Source organism: Streptomyces sp. NPDC002499, assembly GCF_053595415.1.
The window spans coordinates 159695-177859 of record NZ_JBSFXO010000004.1; the positions used below are offsets into that span (position 1 = coordinate 159695).

Consider the following 18165-nt stretch of genomic DNA (forward strand, 5'->3'; position numbering starts at 1 on the left):
GGCAGACGAGTCGAGCTGCACGCCGGGGAGAGTCATCGTAGCGCTATGACCTGCACAGACGGACGTAGCCCCCATCAACGTGGCTACTTTGACGGCTACTCAAGCGCGGATGCGTCCCGTCTCTCCCCGCCGCTGAGAGTTCCTGCCTCGGCACCAAACCGTCCAGCGGTGCTTTGTCGCTTTCTGGGGCAGTCGGTCCGTGGCGTCCAAGAGTCGCTCCAGGAGCCATGGGCGGCTCATCTGCGTGGTCGAGGTGCCCCTGAAGCAGCGAGCATTGCCTCGGGGGTAAGCGGCAGCACACAGCGGCGGCTCGACCGGACGCGGTATCGGCCGCTCGCGCGAGGCTCGCTAAAAGCCTGCTTGGCCCCAGGCCTGACAGGCTGACGCAATTCTTGGCGGGGTCCAGGTACTCATTGTGGACGCACAACGAACCGCGCAGGTTCGGAAAGTACTCTCGCTGCCGACTCCAGATCCGCCAGCCGCCTCGCCAGCGTCGACTCGGCGAGCCGGGGTGGCAATGCATCCGCGAATTTCAGTCCCTTGACCGCCCGTTCGTCGACCTCCGGCAGACACAGGTGGTCCGGGGCTGCTGCCGAAGCTTGTTTCCAATCGTCGGGGGTGAGGTCCTCACGCAGACGGATCCAGCAGTCGTTGATCTGCTGGGCAGGTACGGCAACCTCGGCGAGCGTCGCCGCTAGCGTGGCATTCGCCCGATGGCCGGCCCAAGTCCACCATTTTAGGTATCCACCCGAGCCGCGGATGATCACCGTGCCTCCGGGATGCACCTCTTCCATGAAGTGCTCCCGCGCTTCGGCCAGGTATTTCTCCGCACGCGCCGTAAGGTCCACCGGCGGATTCGCCCCGAGGAGCACATCCCGGACCGCTCGCATCAGTTCGAAGGAGATGCCGAAGTCGAGTCCGGCGCCACTCCACTTCGCTCTGCCGCCGCCGTCGACGGGTTCGACGAAGCACCGCTTGCGCTTCCAGTCGATGTACGTGACCTGCCAGCTCCGCCCGGCCAGGAGCAACCGCCGCGGTCCGTCGATCCGTTCGGTGAGCAGGCTCGGATCCGTCCTGCCGATCTCCTTACGGCCTTGGAGCACGGTGAACTGCGGAGGTGCGGTGAACACCGCCGTGAGGTTCATGAAGTGCCGGTGCCCGAAGCGCCGTTCGGCCTCGGGGCCGATGAACAGGAGTCCGCCGTCCTGGTCCAGGTAGCCGTTGTCGACCAGGTGACGGACGATCGGCTCGGCGGACTGGCCGAACGGGCCGAGGCCGTTCCACCACTCCTGCCAGAGACGGTCCCCGACCCGCGGTTCCTGCAGGCACAGCGCGAGAAGCTGCTGGGCCACGATGTGCCGCGGCTCCGGCGGGGCGATGACGGGCTCCACCCAGCCTCGCGACCACTGCATGAGAAGAGCCGCCGCTCCGAGCAGTCCGTCGCGATCCAGCGCGAGAAACAGGCAGTTGCGGGACGTTCCGGGCCTGCGTCCGGTGCGGCCCAGCCGTTGCAGGAAGGAGGCGACGGTGAGCGGAGCGTCGATCTGGATGACCCGGTCCAGGTCCCCGACGTCGATGCCGAGTTCGAGGGTGCTCGTGGAGACGATCACGCAGTCACGGGCCTCGGCGAAAGCCTGTTCCGCGCGACGGCGTTCGTCGACGGAGAGAGAGGCATGGGAGAGGAAGGTGGTCACGCCCTTGGCGCGCAGTTTCTCGCCCAGTTCCTCGACGAGCCTGCGGGACTCGCAGAAGACGAGCCGTTTCTCGCCGCGGTGCAGGGCCGCGATCATGGTGGCGGCATTGTCGACGGATCCCACGTAGTCCAGTTGGATGTCCGTCGGGGCCGGCGACGCCGCTGCCGATGTCTCCGGCTTCGGATCGGCGAGGTGCGGTGCCACCACCGCGGACGGCTGCTTGCCCGCTCCAGATCCCTGCAGCCACAGCAGCAGCTCGTCCGGGTTTCCGACCGTCGCGGACAGCCCGACTCGTTGAATGGGATGTCCGACGACACGCTGTAGCCGTTCCAGGACGGCCAGCAGATGCCAGCCCCGGTCGTCCCCGGCGAAGGCGTGCACCTCGTCGACGACCACGGTGCGCAATCCGGAGAAGAAGGAGGTGTGGTCGACGTTGGCGCTCACCAACATGGCCTCCAGCGACTCCGGCGTGGTGAGCAGGATGTCGGGCCGGGCGGCCAGGATCCGCTTCCGCGTGCCGGAGGTGACGTCCCCGTGCCATAGCGCGGCCGTGCGACCGAGCCACGAGGTGTACGTCTCCAGCCGGGGCAGCAGGTTGTTCAGCAGAGCCTTGAGCGGACACACATAGAGGACGGACGTCCCCGACCACTTCTGCTGCACCATCTTCGACAGCAGCGGAAACGACGCGGCCTCCGTCTTGCCTCCGGCAGTGGGCGCCAGAAGGATCGCGTCGTCTCCCGCGAGCAGCGGCCCGATGGCCTCCTCCTGCAGAGGGCGCAGTCCGGGCCAGCCGAGCGTGTTGACGACGTGGTGGACCAGTGCGGGTTCGAGGTCGTCGATACCGCTCACGGCATCTCCAGGTCGATGTCTTCCGCGCGGGCGGCTGCCGCGTTGCGTTCCACTTCGGTCAGCTCGCCGTCCGTGATGGTGAGCGCGTAGTGCTTGCGTGGATCGAAGTCCTGGAACTCGTCCACCCGGTCGAGCACATCGGCGACGAGTTTGCGCAGGAAGACACGGGGTGCGACCCCGACCTTGCCCCCGAGTCCGCCGGTTACGGCAGTGGCGAGTTCCATGAGATACGCGTCGTCCACCTGCTGCTCGACTCGTTCCGGATGCCGGGCGGCGCCCGCGTACAGGTCGCGCACGCGCCTGCCCAACTCGCCGAGTCGTTCCAGGTCGAAGCCCGCAAGTCGCAGTTGGACGGCTCTCGGGGAGTCGAAGCGCGGGTCGGTGGTGAAGTCGGTCGCCAGCCGCTGCGCGAGTGGCGGAAGCCGCTGCGCGCCCTGCTGACCGTCGTAGAAGGCCGGTGTCCCCGTGATGACGAGGAACAGCCCTGGGAAGCGCCCCGCGTCGATCTCGTCGAGAAGCTGCCGCAGTGCGTTGAGCCCCTTCTCCCGTACGTCACCGCGCACCCGCTGAAGGGTCTCGATCTCGTCGAGGACGAGCAGCAGACCGGGGTGGCCGCAGTCCCGCAGCACGGTGAGCAGACCCTGCAGGAAAGCGAGTGCCGCGAAGTGGTCGAGGTCACCCCGTACCCCGGCGGCCCGGCGTGCTGATGCGGCGACGGACTTCTGACCGCCGAGCCAGGCGATGAGGGCTTCCGCAGTCGCCGTGTCGTCGGCCGCGACCGCGCGCCGGTATCCGCGTAGGGCCGCGGCGAACGCCGGTGTGGTGCGGGCCACTTCGGCGAGCCGACGCTCCATCAGCGCGTCGACAGCTTCATCCAGCGCCGCTTCGTCCTCCTCGTCCACGTCTCCGTTGTCGAGGACCTCCTCCTCCAACGTGTAGAACCAGGAGTCGACGATCGCGCGCAGCGCACTGGGCTGGTGGGTCGCCGTGGACAGCCGCTCGGTGAGCCGTCGGTACACCGTCTCCAGCCGGTGAAGAGGTGTCTCCGTCTCGGAGATCTGGACCTCAGCCGTGGCGAGCCCGGCGCGCTTGGCGCGCTCGGCAAGCCAGCGTGCGAAGAAGGTCTTGCCGGATCCGTACTCGCCACGGATGGCATGAAAGGCGGCTCCGCCCCGCGCCACCGTGGCCACATCCTCGTCGAGGGCACTGGTGAACCGGTCGAGGCCGACCGCGAAGAGGTCGAGCCCTGAGTGCGGCACGGTGCCCCGGCGCAGTGCGTCGACGACTTCCCGCCGCCGGACCGCGCTCACGTCGGGCGACGACGTCACGTTTTCTCCTTCGGGAAGAACTGGTCGCGCAGCAGGGTCAGATCGAGTTTCACCGTGTGCCCGGCGTCGATGAAGCCGAGGACGGGGTAGCCCTCGATGTTGAGCAGCCTCTGCAGGGTGGCGATGAACCCGTCGATGTTGCGCCGCACCCGCCCGGTCGCCGAGATGGCCCCGGCGAGGGCTGCCGGTGACATCGTGCCGCCCGCCCCGGCCAATGCGTCGATGACCGCTGCCACGACCTTGCCCTCGGGTGCCTTGCGTACGTACTCCTTCTGCGCCTCGTACACCTCGCTGGCGACCACACGCTCGCCCAGGGTGGCGGGTGCGGCTCCGTCCGCGGCAGGTGCCACGAGGTCGGCGGCCGCGAAGAGCCCCTCGCCGGCCGACTGCTCCTTCGGCTTCCCTCGCTTCGGCTTCCGCGGTGCCTCTTGCAGGGCAACGTCCTCGGGCAGCCCGACCTTGCGAGGAGCCCACCATTGCGGGACGGCCTGCTCCCGAGGCAAGACCTCCCACCCTCTCGGCACCATGTCGCGGTCAGGCACCAGGACGAGCAGCGGCACGGTGACCTCCGCGAGCGAGGCTCCGCCGTGGTACCCGGCCCGGCGGCCGGTGTAGCGGATGTCCTCCCGCCAGGGCACGACTATGGTGCCGCCGCCCTCCAGCACGCGGGGCCCGGACAGCTGGACCTCGCCGTCCTTCGCCGCGCCCGTACGCCATCGGGCCGAGCCGGGCCCCTCGCCCTCGTCCCCCACGGGTCCTTCACTCGCACCGCGCTCCAGCACGTGCCCGTGATCCGCGACGAGCACGACCGGGCGCCCGTACCCCTTGGCCGCCGACAGCAGTTCCCGCAGGTATGTGACGTCACCCAGACTCCACTGGGTACGCCGCCCCTGCTGTCCCTTGTCCAGGGCGTCGTCGATGGTGTTCAGCACGACGCCGACCACTGCCTCCGAGGCCAGCGCGGCCATGATCTCCTCGGAGAGGAACCTTCCCGCCCCTCCCTCTATCCCGGCCTTGTGGAAGAGCATTGCGTCGAGTCGCCGCTGCCTCCAGAAAGCGGAGAAGCCCGAACTCTCCTTCGTCTGCCCGCCCTTGACCGGCGTACCGGTGAGCAGGGACGCGCGGCTGACCTCCGTTACCGAGGGGAGCATGGACACCGCGGCCATCCGCTGCGGCGCATCCGCCGAGCCCGCCTCGCTGGGCACGATCTCGGTCCAGCCCTCGCGCTCGACCTCCTCGCCGATCTGGGCCGCGACCGCACAGCTCATGCCGTCCAGCACCAGGACAAGCGGAGCCGTGTCGCCGGCCAGCGGCCTGACAGCTTCGGCCATTACGTTCTCGACGACCAGGCAGCCGCCGGGATGGAGGGCGGTAGCATTCGGTGTCCAGGACGCGAGCCTCCGCGCGAACTCCTCGTCCAGCCGCTCGCGCCGCTCCCGGGCCGCCTCGTACAGGGCACGAAAGTCCTCGCCCGTGACGGTGTCCCCGGCGAGGTCTCCGGCCCACAGCACCGCGAGCGCCCGGTCCGCCCAACCCCAGTCCCCTGCCTGGTCCCGTACTCCGGCCGCCACCGACGCCACGGCCGGGCGCGGAAGAGCCAGCCAGCGGGCGACCCGTACGGCCATCTCGGCCACGCCGACGCGGTCCGTGTTCAGCCGGGCCAGCATGTGCGCGCTCAGCTCGGCCAGGGCGGCTTCCCCCGCTGCCGGGGAGGTGCGGGCCGCTGCCGCCACGTGCCGCAGCTGGGCCGTGAAGCTGGACGGCAGAAAGCGGTTGGATTCGACGGCAGTGGTGAGTCCGGCGCCCTCGGCGAGCTGGTCAGCGCGGTTGAGGACGGCAAAGACTCGCGTCCGGGCTTCGGCGTTGTGCCGAGCCTCACCGATCCAGCGGATGAGGGCGCCTTCAACGGCCTCGGTGAAGGACTGCAGCTCGGTCCGGCGCGGCATCACCTGCCCGAACAGCCCGCCCACGGCGAGCACCACGTCCGGGCTCACTGCCGGATCGCGCAGGACCGCTCCCAGCAGACCGAGCGGCATCGCGTCCTGTCCGTGCCCGGTCTCCGCCAGGGACATCAGAACCGGTGCCGCCGGGCCGGCGGTCTCACCGAGCCACTTCTTCAGCTCGTCCCGTTCGGTCTTGTCCAGCTCCGCGAAGCGCAGGGGCCCCGCGGGTGTACGGGACCACGTGAGAAGTGCGTCCAGATCGACGACAGCTCCTGCCGCCGGGCCCGCCTCGCCATCTCCGTTGCCCAGCCCGAGTCGCGCCACGACCAGAGCGCGCAGGGCCGCGTCCCGCGTCAGGACGGAGCCCGCACGCTTCCAGCCCTGCGAGGGCTCGGCGTCGAGCAGCGCCTCCAGCAGCCACCCCTCGTCGTACATGCGTGGGTCGAGTCCGGCGGCGCCGAAGCGCTGCATGACGATCTCGGCGTTCTCCACCGTGAGCGTCTGCCGCCGTACCGCCTGCCCACGCAGGTCCCAGCCGATCTGACCGTCGTCGACACCGGTGGTGACGACGAGGATGTCCGCACCGGCCGCCTCTTCCCGGTGCCTCGTCCACTCCTCCAGGATGCCCAGGACGGACGCCTGGTGGCTGACGCGAACTCGCCGCGTCTCCTCCCCCGTCCGCACGGTGAACTCCTCGGGCGCGCCGGCCGTGTAGCGCCCGTGCACCAGGACGAGCCGCCGGTCTCCGAGCCCGGAGGCGTGCGTGGCGAGCAGGGCCTCGATGGTGCGGCGGCCCACCTGGGGCAGAGCGGCCATCAGTGACCGGCCTCTTGGCCGTCGGTGGGCACGGGACGCCAGGTGACCTGGATGCGCGTGCCCGGATGAGTGGCGAGGTAAGACCTGATCTCGTCCTCAACATCGGCGACTGTGGCGGCGAGAGTTGCTTCGAGCCGAGTGGGCTCGACGACATGCGGAGCGCCCGGCCGTACGTCCTGCGCAGGTACGTCGGCAGTCCGTTCGCCACCGTCGGACCGCTGGGGCACGACCTCCGTCACGCCAGGCCCCGACTGGACGGCCGGCTGCCCGTGTTCCGTGAGGCTGACGTCGTCTGCCGTCGGCTGCGGTTGCGGTGCCACGGGCTGGGCCACCTGCGCCAAGCGTGCCACGTCGTTGATGAGGGCCAGCGCCCGGTCCTGGAGCTGGTCGAGCACCGGGACGAGCGAACGGGCCTGCTCGTGGTCGTTGGCTGTCTCCTCGACGACGCGGATCAGCCGCGCCGCCCGGTCCCCCACGCTGTCGTCCCGCCCGGCGAAGCCGCGTACGCTGTCGAGGAGCTTCCAGTTGGTGTCGTCGAGCGCGGCCAGCACTTCGGGCGCCTGCTTGAGGGCTGCCCCGATCTCCGGGTCGGTCACGTCGTAGGCCACCGCCGCGAGTTCGCGCACCACCACGGCCGTATCGTCACTACGGGCGAGCCGGGCCACCAGGTCCGCCGCGGCCTTCATGGACTTCATCCGTGGAGCGTCCGCTCCCTGCGGACCTCGCAGTCCCAGCTCCTCGGCCCGCCTCTGCAGCACGGACCGGACCCCGCTCACGGCGTCCCGGTGCCTCTCGGCCACTTCCTTTACGCCGGTGGCGAGTTTGGCGACGTTCAGCGCGATGAGCGCAGGCGGTACGGCAACCCCGAAGATCCTGCCGGCTCGTTCACGCGCGGTCGCGAACTCCTCGTCGGTCGGCTTCTCGACGGCGCGCAGACCATAGCCAGGGCCGATCCGCTCCAGCTCCGGCGCCTGCTGCAGCGGCGAGGTCTGGTACACCCACGTCCGGTCGTCGAGCAGCGCGTACGTCGCGATGATCAGGTTGCTGACGTTCTTCTCCAGGCCGGTGAACCCGAGCTGGCCGATCCACTTGCGGATGTCCTCGACGGACAGGTCCGTCCCGGCGTGGCCGTCGGCGGCCTTCTGGTTGATCCGCAGCCGCCAGTCGCGGCTGACGTTTAGCGGACCATCGTGTACCTCGCCCAGTCCAAGCGGGTGCACGATCTTCTTCACTATGGCCAGCTGGTGGCTGTCGACGACGACCCGGCGCTCGCCGCTCTCCATGGCCCGGCCGATCCATTCGAGCGCCGTCTTCAGCTCGCGCAGAGTGACGGGCTTGCGGGTGAGGGCGGGATCGAAGTCGGGATGCTTCGGGTAGAGCACGGCGAACATCTCGTCGGCGAGGGCGTAGAGGTTCTTCTCGAAGCCGATCCCGGGCTCAGGCTTCTTCCGCGTGAAGCCGGGCCGCAGCGACCACACGTGCTGGTCCGCCGGGACCTCGGCTCCGACGTTCGCGGCCTCCGCCTTACTGATCCCGTACAACTGCTCCAGAACAGCGGAGAGTTGGGTGGTGAGGTTGTCGCTCTGCGCCTTGAGCTGGTGGCGGATCTGGATTCGTTCCTCGGTCGAGCGGGTGGCGGTGACGTCGTCGAGCCGGTCACGCTCAAGCAGATAGTTGATCTTCAGGAGCCGTCCGAGTTGCCGGGCCCGCTGCTCGGAGAAGAAGTCGGGCAGCCAGACGATTGTGCTCCCGGTCCGCCCCGACCGCTTCAGTGCCTCGATCCGCTGAACGTCCTCAATGGGCGAGCGCTGAGGCTCGTCGAAGGGATAGTCCAGGACGAAACGGATGTTGCCGTCCATCTGCGGTTCGAACTGCTCGTCGGGCAGATGCGGATCGCGTACGTTCCCGAAGACGAACTCGGCGGTCCGCTTGGTGCCCCGCCAGACGATCTCGCGCTCGCATACGAACGCCTGGGTGTCCCGGATACCGAAGGCCTCCCACAGCTGATCCTTGACCCATTGCCGCCGCTGCCCGACCTTGTCCGCGACCCCCTGGACCTCTTCGAGCAGCGGCTCGACATCCAGGTCGGACAGGTGCAGATGGAACACCGGGTCGGCGTCGCCCTCGCTCCTCAGCTCTCCGAACCCCTGGGCCTGGAGGTCGCGCAGCGCCTTCACCGCGATCGATCCGGCCGACCCCACCCGCGCCCGGATCGTACCGTGGTTGAGCGCGGCGAGCCGTCCACCGGTCAGCCGTGCCAGAGCCGGCACATTGGGCGCGAGCGCGCCGAGCAAGAGCGTTTTCACGAGCCGGTCGTCCCGCCGGTAGCGCGGATCGTCAACGGACCCGTACTTCTCCAGCAGATGGGCTCGCACGCGCGCGTGGAAGCGGTGCGCGATCTCGGACTCCCGGCGCAGCTTGGCGGTGAACGCCTCGCCGGTGCCCGACGCTATGACGTCCCACAGGTCGCCGAGCGGGATCAGCTCTCCCATCTTCAGGTCGTCGCGACGGCGCCGAAGCAACTCCTGGACGAGCTTCAGACCGGTGCGTTCGCGCTGCAGCGCTCCGGAGAGGTCCACGAGGACGTTGAGCAGCGCGGGCGACAGCGGGTACAGGGTGCGGAAGTCGTCCCAGCTCGCCGAGGTCCGCCCGTGGGCGTCAAGCAGCACCTGCCGGACCTCGTCCTTGGACGACTCGACGAGCGTGAATGCCTCGTCGCGGGCCGACTCCATCCCGGGTTTCGGCTCCAGCACACGGCGCTTGATGATCTCGACGAGGTTGCTGTCCTCCAGGTTGACGACGTCGACGCGACCGGCCAGGTACTCGATCTGCTGCTCCAGGTTCTGCACCTCGGCGCCGGCCACGTCGGAGCCGATGAGCTGCGACAGGTCGCGCTGACGCGAGATGAAAGACACGATCGGCACGGGCCGGTCGGTGTCCCCGGACTCGATCAGCTTGACCAGCCGCTGCACCTGGTCGCGCACGAAGTCCTGCTCGCCCATGTGCGCCTGGAGCCACAGGATCAGCTCGTCGAGGAACAGCACGATGCCGTCATAGCCGAGGGACTTGGCGTGCCGGGAAATGACGGACAGCCCGTTCTCCAGCGGCACAAAGGCGTCCTTGTCGCCGCGAGCTCCCTGCGCGTACGCCGCCATGGGCCCGGAGAGCAGCGCGGACACGAGTGCCTCGCGGTACGGGTCGCCGGCGGGCGCGTCGAAGGCGCGGTTCAGGTCGGCGGAGGTCCAGCTGCCCGCGGCCGGGGCCGCGTCGTCCGCGTCGAGCAGGTCGAGGTCGTCGTCATCGCCGTCCGCGCCGACGGCACCACCGCCCGGAGCCACGGCGGCGGCGGCGCCCCCGAGCCACTGGACGAACTTCGCGTCGTCGGCCAGGAACTCCCGCTGCCTGCGCGCGTCCACGAGCGCGGAGTCGGCCCGGTAGACCGCGGGGGTCGGCTTGTCCGAGTGCTGAGAGCGCACCGCGTGCACGTACCCGCCGAGGATGGCCGAGTCGAGGTCCGTGGAGCCGACGAGGTGGTACGGCACCATGAGGAACCGGCTGTCGCGCAGCCAGTCGTCGTGCTCGGCGATGACCTCCTGCAGCCGGGGCTTGGAGCGGGCCGCCGCGTTGTTGTTCAGGACGGCGTGCAGCACGGTCAGGAAGTGGCTCTTACCGGCACCGAACGATCCGTGCAGGTAGGCGGCGTGCGAGTTCCCTGACCTGACTGCCGCCCCGACCAGCCCGAGCGCGCTCCGGAAGGCCCCCTGCAGCTGCTCGGTGACCACGTACTCGGCGACGCGGGTATCGGTTTCGGTGAACCCACCGGACAGCTCGACCTTGAAATCGCCGGCATGGACGTCTTCCTTGATGTCGATGACATCCTTCAGGAAGAGCTCGCTGGTGGGCATCCGGCTCTCGTTCCCTCGCTCGGCAGCAGTCGGAGCGCGCTGATCTCGCGCGCGACGTCCAATCTTGCCAGTCTTGCGATGCCTTGTGCCTGGCCAGACGCAAGTTCCGTGACGCGAGTGTCACGTTGAGCGACTCACACGGACGGAATCGTCGCGGGATGCAACGGATTGGCAGCGCACCGTGACATTCGCCTGGGTGCGGCGCTGTCGAGGGCCTGGCCGAGAACCGCTTACGCCCGCATGTGACCGTCTTGCGCTCCTTTTCGACCGGCTCCGACACTCATGACCAGCGGGACGTGTTTCATGACCGTGAGGGGGACCCCATGGGGGGCGACGGGATCGAGGGCTTACTGCGCGACCGGTTACTGATCATGGTGAACGACAGGTCGGCGATCGGCATGCTGCCGCACATCGACGGAAACGCCGGCGGCCTGCTTCTAACCGGTTTCGATGCGGCGTCGCGGTGCCGGAACATACGCAACAGCTACCCGGACACGGTCGTGGCCGTCGACTACGGCGGCCACGAGCACCGGGTCGCGACCGTCGACCGGCCCTTCGGCTATCAGGCCGCCGACGGCTGGCACGCGCTCGACTTCTCCGGCCTGGAGGAGGTCCTGAACGGCCAGCTAGCCAACAAGGCGGCGTTCGCGGTCACCCCGACCTGCTTCATACCTCCGGACGAGGACGGCGACGCCCGCGTCCTGCGTGCGGTGATCACCCAGGCCAACCGGCTGCAGCGGACAGACACGGTCGTCCTGCTGCCATGCAGCTACCGCTGGCTGCGGGACGAGTCGCTGCTGCACCTGGTGGAGGCGGTACGGGCCAGCCGGCATCCCGTGGCGCTGATCATGCAGCACTACAAGGACCCGTTGGAGCGGGTGGGTGTGGCCGAGGGGCTGCGCGTGCTGTGCCGGTCATGCCCGCGCCTGCTGCTGTGGCGCACGGACCTGGCGGCGTTCGACGCGCTGGCGCACGGGGCGCTGGGCACGGCGGTGGGGGTCACCGCCATGCTCCGCCACGGCATGGACCCGCGCCGCAAGGGCCGGGGCTGGCGGCCGTATCCGGTGGTGCTCGTCCGCGAGCTGCTGAAGTACCACCGGGTGGAGGTGCTCCAGAACTGGTTCGCGCGCGTCGATCCGTGGACGTGCGGGTGCGCGGTGTGCGAGGGCGCGGAGTTGTCGCGCTTCAGCGAGAGCAACGCCGATGTGCGCGAGTCGCAGTGGCACAACACGTGTGAGCTGTACGCGCTGCACGACGAGTTGATCTCGGCCGATGCGGGCCGGGACCGGTTGGAGTGGTGGCGGCAGATCGTCGACGACGCGGTCGCTCGGCATCACCTGCTGACCTCCGATCTCGGGGAGGAGGTCGCGCATCCTCCGGTGCTGCACTACTGGCAGCAGGCGAGCCCGCCGGCGGTTCCGATGCCGTGAGGGTCAATGGTGGTGGCTCAGCTTCGGCGGAGGTCGATCTCGACCCAGACGATCTTGCCAGGCCCGGAGCGGTCGGTGACGCCCCAACGGGAGGCGAGGGCGTCGACGATGACGAGACCACGGCCGTGGTCGTGGTCGGCCGTCGTGTCTGTGGTCGTGGGCGCTGCGGCAACGGGGCCGCGGTCGCCTCGGGCGTCGGCGACCTCGATGCGGAGTGCGTCCGCACGGTGCTCAAGGCGGAGGGCGAAGTCACGGCCCGGTACGCGTGCGTGGAGTACGGCGTTGGAGGCCAGCTCGGCGACGACGAGGGCCACGGTGTCGGAGAGGGCCGAGCCGAACGGGATCCCCCAGACGTCGAGTTGGTGCGTGGCGAGGTGGCGGGCGAGGCGGGCGCCGCGTCGGGTGGCGCTGAGCTGCTGGAAGAACATACGTACGGTGACGGCTGGTTGGGCCTGAGGTGCGGTCATGCGGTCCAGCGTCGTGGGAGGGAGAGCGCCTCAACAGGCACGACACTCGTACAGCCGCGGCTGGGTGGGTTGACTGAGTGGACAGGGTGGGTGACGCCTCGTAACCATGGGTGGGTTGATGTCCTGGTGGGGTACGTGGGAGGTGGGCCGGGCGTGTTGGACGGCGTCGCGAGCAGTGAACCGGAAGTGTCGGACGGCCTCAAGAGCTTCAGCGCGGTCCTGAAGGCGTTGCGTGAGGAAGCGGGCCTGACGCAGGAGGAGTTCGCACCGTTGGTGCGGTACTCGGTGCATGCGGTGGCCAAGCTGGAGCAGGGGAAACGGTTCCCGTCGGTGAGGTTCATCGAGCGAGCGGGGGTGGTCCTCGATGCGCCGAAAGTCCTCAAGGCGGCGGCACGGCATCTGACGCGGAGGCAGGGGCTGGCGTCGTGGTTCGTGCAGTGGGCGGGGATCGAGGAGGAGGCGATCTCGCTTTACACATACGAGTGCCGGGCCATCCCCGGGTTGTTGCAGCCTGAGGCATACATCCGGGCAATCTTCGAACGTCGGTTGCCACCGCTGACGGAGGAGCAGATCGAGCAACAGATGGTGGCGCGGCTGGAGCGGCAGCGGCTACTGGAGGAAAGGCAGAACACAGCGTTCAGCTTCATCATCGAGCAGGCCATCCTGGAGCGATGGGCTGGTGGCGCAGAGGTCACCAGGACCCTCATCGACCGTCTATTGGAGGTCGGGAGCCTACGCAACGTAGAACTCCAGATCATGCCCCTACGGCAAGAGGAACACGCCGGTATTGATGGCCAGATGTACCTGGCCGAGACCACAGAACACCAGTGGATCGGCTATACCGAGGGACAGCAGTCGAGCGTCCTGCTCACCAACCCAGATGACGTGAGCGCAATGCTTCAGCGCTATGGCAAGCTGCGGTCGCAGGCACTCGGCCGCGAAGCCACCGTGAGCCTGCTGGAGCAGATGCGAGGAGCACTATGAGCAGCACCGAACTGGACTGGTTCAAGAGCAGCTACAGCGGCAGCTCTGGCGACAACTGCATCGAGGTCGCTAACTGCCCTGGAGCTGTCCGTGTCCGGGACTCCAAGGACAAGGAGGGTGGACAGCTCGCCCTCTCCCGCACCACGTGGTCGACCTTCGTCGCGTACGCCGCAGACGCCCGAATCTGAGACCTGCCCAACGTTCGTGGGGCTGCCGGAGTTCTGGATTCCGTCAGCCCCACTGCCACGTTATGCCTACTCGACGTCGAGGGCGGGCTGCTCCGGGGCGCTCGCCTTCTTCGAAGCGGCAGCCTTACGCCCCCGCGCCCGCTTCACTGGCCGCCAGGCCTTGAGTTCCGTCGCGCTGAGCCGATGCTTGCCCAGCTGCTCGTCGAGGAATGCATCGCAGTCCTCCGCCGGCACGGACTCCCACTCGGCGTCGTACTCACCGTGCCACTGCCGCACCCAGGGCATGACCTCGTACAGCCCAGCAAGCAACGGGGTGAGCCGCTCGGTGTCCCAACCGCTCTGCTCCGTACGGTCCTCAATGAGGTTGATGAGCGCCTGAGCCTGATCCTTGTGATCCCACCCGGCCCACCCGAGCAACACGGTCGGGTCGGCATCGGGTCCGGCCTCCAGATAGGAGATGAACCGTTCCTTGGGCACGTCGAGCTTGCCGCGGTTAGACCAGTAGGAGGTCTTGATGAAGTCAGCGGACGAGTACTTCGGCGGTACGGCAATAGCGAGCTGCTGCCCTGTCCGGTCCTCCTCCCGCTGCTTCTCCCAAACGTCTTCCCAATCCTCACGCTTACGGAGGCCGGAGTCCTTGTACCGCATGGCGGCGAGGTACGGCACGTGCTCGTCTGAGACGACATCGGCGAGCACCTGCCCGAGCGGGAGGTCGGGCTTGTTGAGGTGATCGGAGGCGTACAGCGCGGCAACGGCGTTGAAGTCGGAATCGGAACTCAGCGCATCCGCAAGCTGGTTGACGGTGAGGGTACGGGGCTGCTTCACACCCTCGCGCAGGCTGAACCACAGCGCGGGATCCTCACATCGGTCGAGCAACCAGGTACGAAGGGCAGCCTTCTCCCTCTTCTCCCAGGGCTCGACAGACCACCGCCGCTTACAATCGGGCCTCTCGATGAGCCCGATGTCCTTGCGTCGCTCGATGATGTCGATACGAGCCTGCAGGATGTCCCGGTACCAATCAGGCCAGTGGCGTGGAACCTCAGTGACGGGCGTCGACCCGTGCCGCTCGAACCATGAGGTGTCGATCTCACCGTTCGCGCGCTTCCGAGCCAGCACAATCTCGAACGCTCGCTCGCCGAGCCTCACTTCGGGGATGGTGTCTGGACCGGGGGACGGTACGGTGGTCCGCGCCACGTCGGCCTCGGACAACAGCCCGTACAGCCCGTACACCTGCCAATCCAGCTCTTCCTGAAGGGCGATCATGGTGTGACGGCTGCGGTCGTGCTCGGCTTGGGCCTGGTCAAAGGCCGCACGAGTAGGAGCACGTGCTTCATCGAGAGCAGAGGGCTCAACGCTTGCCAACCTCTGGGCCAGAGAGTCCAGTACACGCCCAAGAGCAAGCGGGAGCCGCTCGGGCAACGGGAACTCCTGAAGCTTGGTCCCCGTGAACTCGTACCGCTCCTCCCACGCCTCATCCTGGAGGCCTCGTCCGAGACCGCTGCCACCCTTACCCTGGCTCACCTGCTTCAGCCAGAAGCATGCGGTCGACGAGTTAAGTACAGCCAACAACTCCAGGTGCTCATCTTCCCGCGTCCCCTTGGGCAGCTTGATCACTGGCGCAGAGTGCTTGAACACGTTCCCAGCTCGGCCCAACACAAAATGATTATGCGTTGCCACGAACGCGAACGAGAGCAAAAAGGGAGCTTCAGTCCGCTCCCAGGAGAGCATGATGTGCTCGTGCCAGGCCAACCCTCGCTGTTCCCTGGTCTTGCCGAATGTCAAGCCAGCACGAAGTGTGCTGCGGTAAGGCCAGAAGACTGGAGTGCTCTGCAACGATAGATCAGCTGCGCGTCCATTATAAGGCCAGAGCACCGCCGCCTCACCATGTCCCCAGTCACGTAGTACATCGCCGGTGACCAACGAACGCGACTGAGCCGCAGCCTGCTTCCACTGCGTCGGCACGGTGCCAGAAGCGAATACCTCGTCTTCTCCAAGAATGTCGTGGAAGCCCATCGATTCCACCCGTGAGGACAGCCTCCGGGCCGCACCGCTCTCGACGTGTTCCAGAAGCGTCCCCGCGCCGCCGCCACTCACTGACCAGGGATGCGTAGTAAAGCTGTCAGCTGGGGCGTCCTCCGCCGACACCCACTCTGACTCACTGCCAGGCTTACCTACCTGGTCAACGATCGCCCGCCAAACGGCGGCTTGCGCCGCGATCTCCGGCTGGGACGGCTCCCCTCGAATACCCAGCACCGCTCGCAAAGTCCGCTCAGGGTTCGGCAGACGATTCCGACCTACGAGGATCACCGTCGGAGTTCCGTGTCCAGGAATGAATGCCCCAGACGTGTCAATCACATGCGACAGCTCGACCTTCTCCCGGAAGACCACCTCAATGAGCTTCTTGCCGAACTCCCGCTTCATGAAGGAGTTCGCAGTGATTTGTCCGACGAAGCCACCACCACCTGTCCTGCCACCCGCGCCTTTCAGGGCTAGCTCAAATAGCCTCTGCGCAAACGGCGCCGACAATGCATACTTCCCGGCGCAAGAATCCTTGAATGCCGCCCGATAGTTCTCATTCTCCTGCTTGTCCTTCACCGTGATATACGGAGGATTCCCCACCACAACGTGATACGACCCCCGTCCCAGCAGATCAACTTCCCGGGCGAAATCCCCCACATCCTCCGTAGAGTAAACAAAGGCCCCCCCACCCCCAGAGCCGCCCTCCTCCACCTCCGCAAACAACGTACCCAGATCCGTCTGAATACCCGTCGCATCGCGCCCATGCAGCAACGAGTCCCCCACCGCCACATTGATGGGAAACACCGGCGCATCCGCCAACCGCTCAGCCCCCGCAGCCCGCATAGCCGCAACCAACAACCGGAACCGAGCGATGCTCACGGCAAAGGGATTCTTGTCGCACCCGTGGACGGACTCCAGGGCCCTCCGCACCACCGACCACTCATCCGTGCCCGGCTCCGCATCCCGCCGCTTCTCGACGAGCCGCTCGAGGATGCCCAGCAGGAAGTGCCCAGACCCGCACGCGGGGTCGATCGTCCGCAACCCCCGCCGCTCAACGCCCCCCGGCCCCTCCACCACCGGATCCAGCCCGAACTCCGCAACGGCCGGCTCCAGCGTCAGATCGAGGATGAACTCCTCGACGAACTCCGGCGTCTGCAACAGCGCGTACGTCTTCCGGGCATGGTCACTCAGGTCCTGGTACAGGTCACCGAGGAACCGCGTATCCCACTCCAGATACGAGAAGTCGTAAACGATCCGCCCGTCCGCATCCCACCGCCGCCAGAACCGCAACAACTCCGTCGCGGCCTCATAGCTCGGCATCAACTCCCAGAGCGGATTGTGCGCGCGGTCGAAGAGACCGGCCACCGTCTCATGGGCACCCGCAAGATGCTCGAATGCCGCAATCAGCCAGTCCCGGTCGTTGTGATCCGGATGCTCCCGGAAGTGCGCCTCATGCCGCTCCTCCGCCTCAACCAACCGCTCCCCCGGCCCCGCGATGAACGGCACCTCGATCAGCCCGTGATCCTCACAGAACCGTACGAAGACACAGGCCAGTACCCAAGCCACCGCAGCCTGAGTCACCCGCTCGTCCCGCCACGCGCCATACGTCGCCGCCGTACGTTGCGCCTCCCGGGCCCGCCGATACTCGGACTCCAGCCGGACGCGGTACTCCTCTTCGGACTCACTACGCGCACGCAGATCGTCCTCAAGAACAACGACCTGCCGCCGCAGATCCTTCAGCAGCGCCGCCTGGTCCAGCCCCGCCCGCGCATCCTGGCCCGTGACCGTCACTCTTCGCATCCCTCTCGCAGCACCACGTCACCCACCGCACATCGCCATACGGTTTCGCATCCCAATCCTGCCAGCACCGTCGACCGCAACAGATCCCGCAGGAGTCATCGCAAAGTACTCTCATCTGCCATGATCACGCCGCTAAGGTGATCACCGTGACGGCTCAGACACCTCCTCCGGTCCCGGCGGCCTCCACCACACCCGCGCCCCCGGCACCCGCGCCGACACCCGCACCCGCCCACCCACACTCTTTCTTGGAGGCGGGCCACTGCCACTACAACGCGGCAACGCAGCTCGCCAAGTCATCGCAGCATTTCGGCCCCGCTGACCATCTGGCCGGTATCGCCGCCGAGTGCGCCATCAAGGCGATGCTCCTCGACTTCTTCGGTTCCGTACAGGACACCCCGGACGGGATTCCGTACAGCCCGACGATCAGGAACAACCCAGCGGCGCCGAGCAACACCCAGATCCAGAAGGCGCGGAAGGCCTCCGAGCACGGTCACATGCCGCATGTATGGGAGCAACTCCTCCTTCTCGCCCACGGCCACCGTGGCGCCACCGTCCTCGCGCAGGTTTCCCAGCAGAACCCCTTCCGGGAATCCGCGGACGAGTGGGACGTGGCCCACCGCTACCGTGACAGCGGCCAGATATCCGAGCAGCGCGTGAAGCGTCACCTCGCCGCCGCCCGTACCGTCATCGCCGCCTACCAGCAGGCGAAGTAGCCCAAGCAGAAGTAGAAGACACAGCCGAA

10 protein-coding genes are annotated in these 18165 nt (G+C 67.6%); 4 read left to right on the plus strand and 6 right to left on the minus strand.

Going from position 1 to position 18165, the window contains the following annotated elements:
- Positions 1–410: 410 nt before the first annotated feature.
- The 4 genes from ACWD5F_RS11725 to ACWD5F_RS11740 are packed head-to-tail and all read right to left on the minus strand — an operon-like array spanning position 411 to position 10535.
- Positions 411–2543, minus strand: a complete 2133-nt coding sequence (locus ACWD5F_RS11725; RefSeq protein ID WP_451253421.1) for a DEAD/DEAH box helicase — start codon at positions 2541–2543, stop codon at positions 411–413.
- Positions 2540–3871 carry a BREX system ATP-binding protein BrxD gene (brxD, locus tag ACWD5F_RS11730; protein WP_451253423.1) on the minus strand — a complete coding sequence of 444 codons (1332 nt, stop codon included), beginning with the start codon at positions 3869–3871 and terminating at the stop codon, positions 2540–2542. Before brxD ends, ACWD5F_RS11725 begins: the two co-directional genes overlap by 4 nt.
- A complete protein-coding gene (gene pglZ / locus ACWD5F_RS11735; protein WP_451253425.1) occupies positions 3868–6630 on the minus strand; it encodes a BREX-2 system phosphatase PglZ in 2763 nt (920 codons plus the stop codon). The genes brxD and pglZ overlap by 4 nt, the downstream gene beginning before the upstream one ends.
- Positions 6630–10535: a PglY protein gene (locus tag ACWD5F_RS11740; protein WP_451253427.1), complete on the minus strand. Its 3906-nt coding sequence runs from the start codon at positions 10533–10535 to the stop codon at positions 6630–6632. Before ACWD5F_RS11740 ends, pglZ begins: the two co-directional genes overlap by 1 nt.
- A 323-nt stretch (positions 10536–10858) precedes the next feature.
- Between ACWD5F_RS11740 and ACWD5F_RS11745 the strand changes: the two genes are divergently transcribed.
- Positions 10859–11965: a hypothetical protein gene (locus tag ACWD5F_RS11745; protein WP_451253429.1), complete on the plus strand. Its 1107-nt coding sequence runs from the start codon at positions 10859–10861 to the stop codon at positions 11963–11965.
- A 17-nt stretch (positions 11966–11982) separates the two neighbouring features.
- Here ACWD5F_RS11745 and ACWD5F_RS11750 read toward each other — a convergent pair whose 3' ends face one another.
- The gene (locus ACWD5F_RS11750) at positions 11983–12393 is read right to left on the minus strand and encodes an ATP-binding protein (protein WP_451254107.1); all 411 of its coding nucleotides are present in this window, start codon (positions 12391–12393) and stop codon (positions 11983–11985) included.
- A gap of 192 nt (positions 12394–12585) precedes the next feature.
- Between ACWD5F_RS11750 and ACWD5F_RS11755 the strand changes: the two genes are divergently transcribed.
- Together ACWD5F_RS11755 and ACWD5F_RS11760 are read left to right on the plus strand one after the other, a co-directional pair.
- The gene (locus ACWD5F_RS11755; protein WP_451253431.1) at positions 12586–13416 is read left to right on the plus strand and encodes a helix-turn-helix domain-containing protein; all 831 of its coding nucleotides are present in this window, start codon (positions 12586–12588) and stop codon (positions 13414–13416) included.
- Positions 13413–13604: a DUF397 domain-containing protein gene (locus ACWD5F_RS11760; RefSeq protein WP_451253433.1), complete on the plus strand. Its 192-nt coding sequence runs from the start codon at positions 13413–13415 to the stop codon at positions 13602–13604. The genes ACWD5F_RS11755 and ACWD5F_RS11760 overlap by 4 nt, the downstream gene beginning before the upstream one ends.
- Before the next feature lie 66 nt (positions 13605–13670).
- On the opposite strand, the gene pglX is transcribed toward ACWD5F_RS11760, so the two are convergent.
- Complete coding sequence (pglX, locus tag ACWD5F_RS11765) at positions 13671–17414, minus strand: BREX-2 system adenine-specific DNA-methyltransferase PglX (protein WP_451253435.1); 3744 nt, start codon at positions 17412–17414, stop codon at positions 13671–13673.
- A 254-nt stretch (positions 17415–17668) separates the two neighbouring features.
- Between pglX and ACWD5F_RS11770 the strand changes: the two genes are divergently transcribed.
- The gene (locus ACWD5F_RS11770; protein ID WP_451253437.1) at positions 17669–18136 is read left to right on the plus strand and encodes a hypothetical protein; all 468 of its coding nucleotides are present in this window, start codon (positions 17669–17671) and stop codon (positions 18134–18136) included.
- Positions 18137–18165 lie beyond the last annotated feature (29 nt).

Coding starts and splice junctions, on each gene's coding strand:
- ACWD5F_RS11740 (WP_451253427.1), bottom strand. CDS start 10,535: ATGCCCACCAGCGAGCTCTTCCTGAAGGATGTCATCGACATCAAGGAA.
- pglZ (WP_451253425.1), bottom strand. CDS start 6,630: ATGGCCGCTCTGCCCCAGGTGGGCCGCCGCACCATCGAGGCCCTGCTC.
- ACWD5F_RS11760 (WP_451253433.1), top strand. CDS start 13,413: ATGAGCAGCACCGAACTGGACTGGTTCAAGAGCAGCTACAGCGGCAGC.
- ACWD5F_RS11745 (WP_451253429.1), top strand. CDS start 10,859: ATGGGGGGCGACGGGATCGAGGGCTTACTGCGCGACCGGTTACTGATC.
- ACWD5F_RS11750 (WP_451254107.1), bottom strand. CDS start 12,393: ATGTTCTTCCAGCAGCTCAGCGCCACCCGACGCGGCGCCCGCCTCGCC.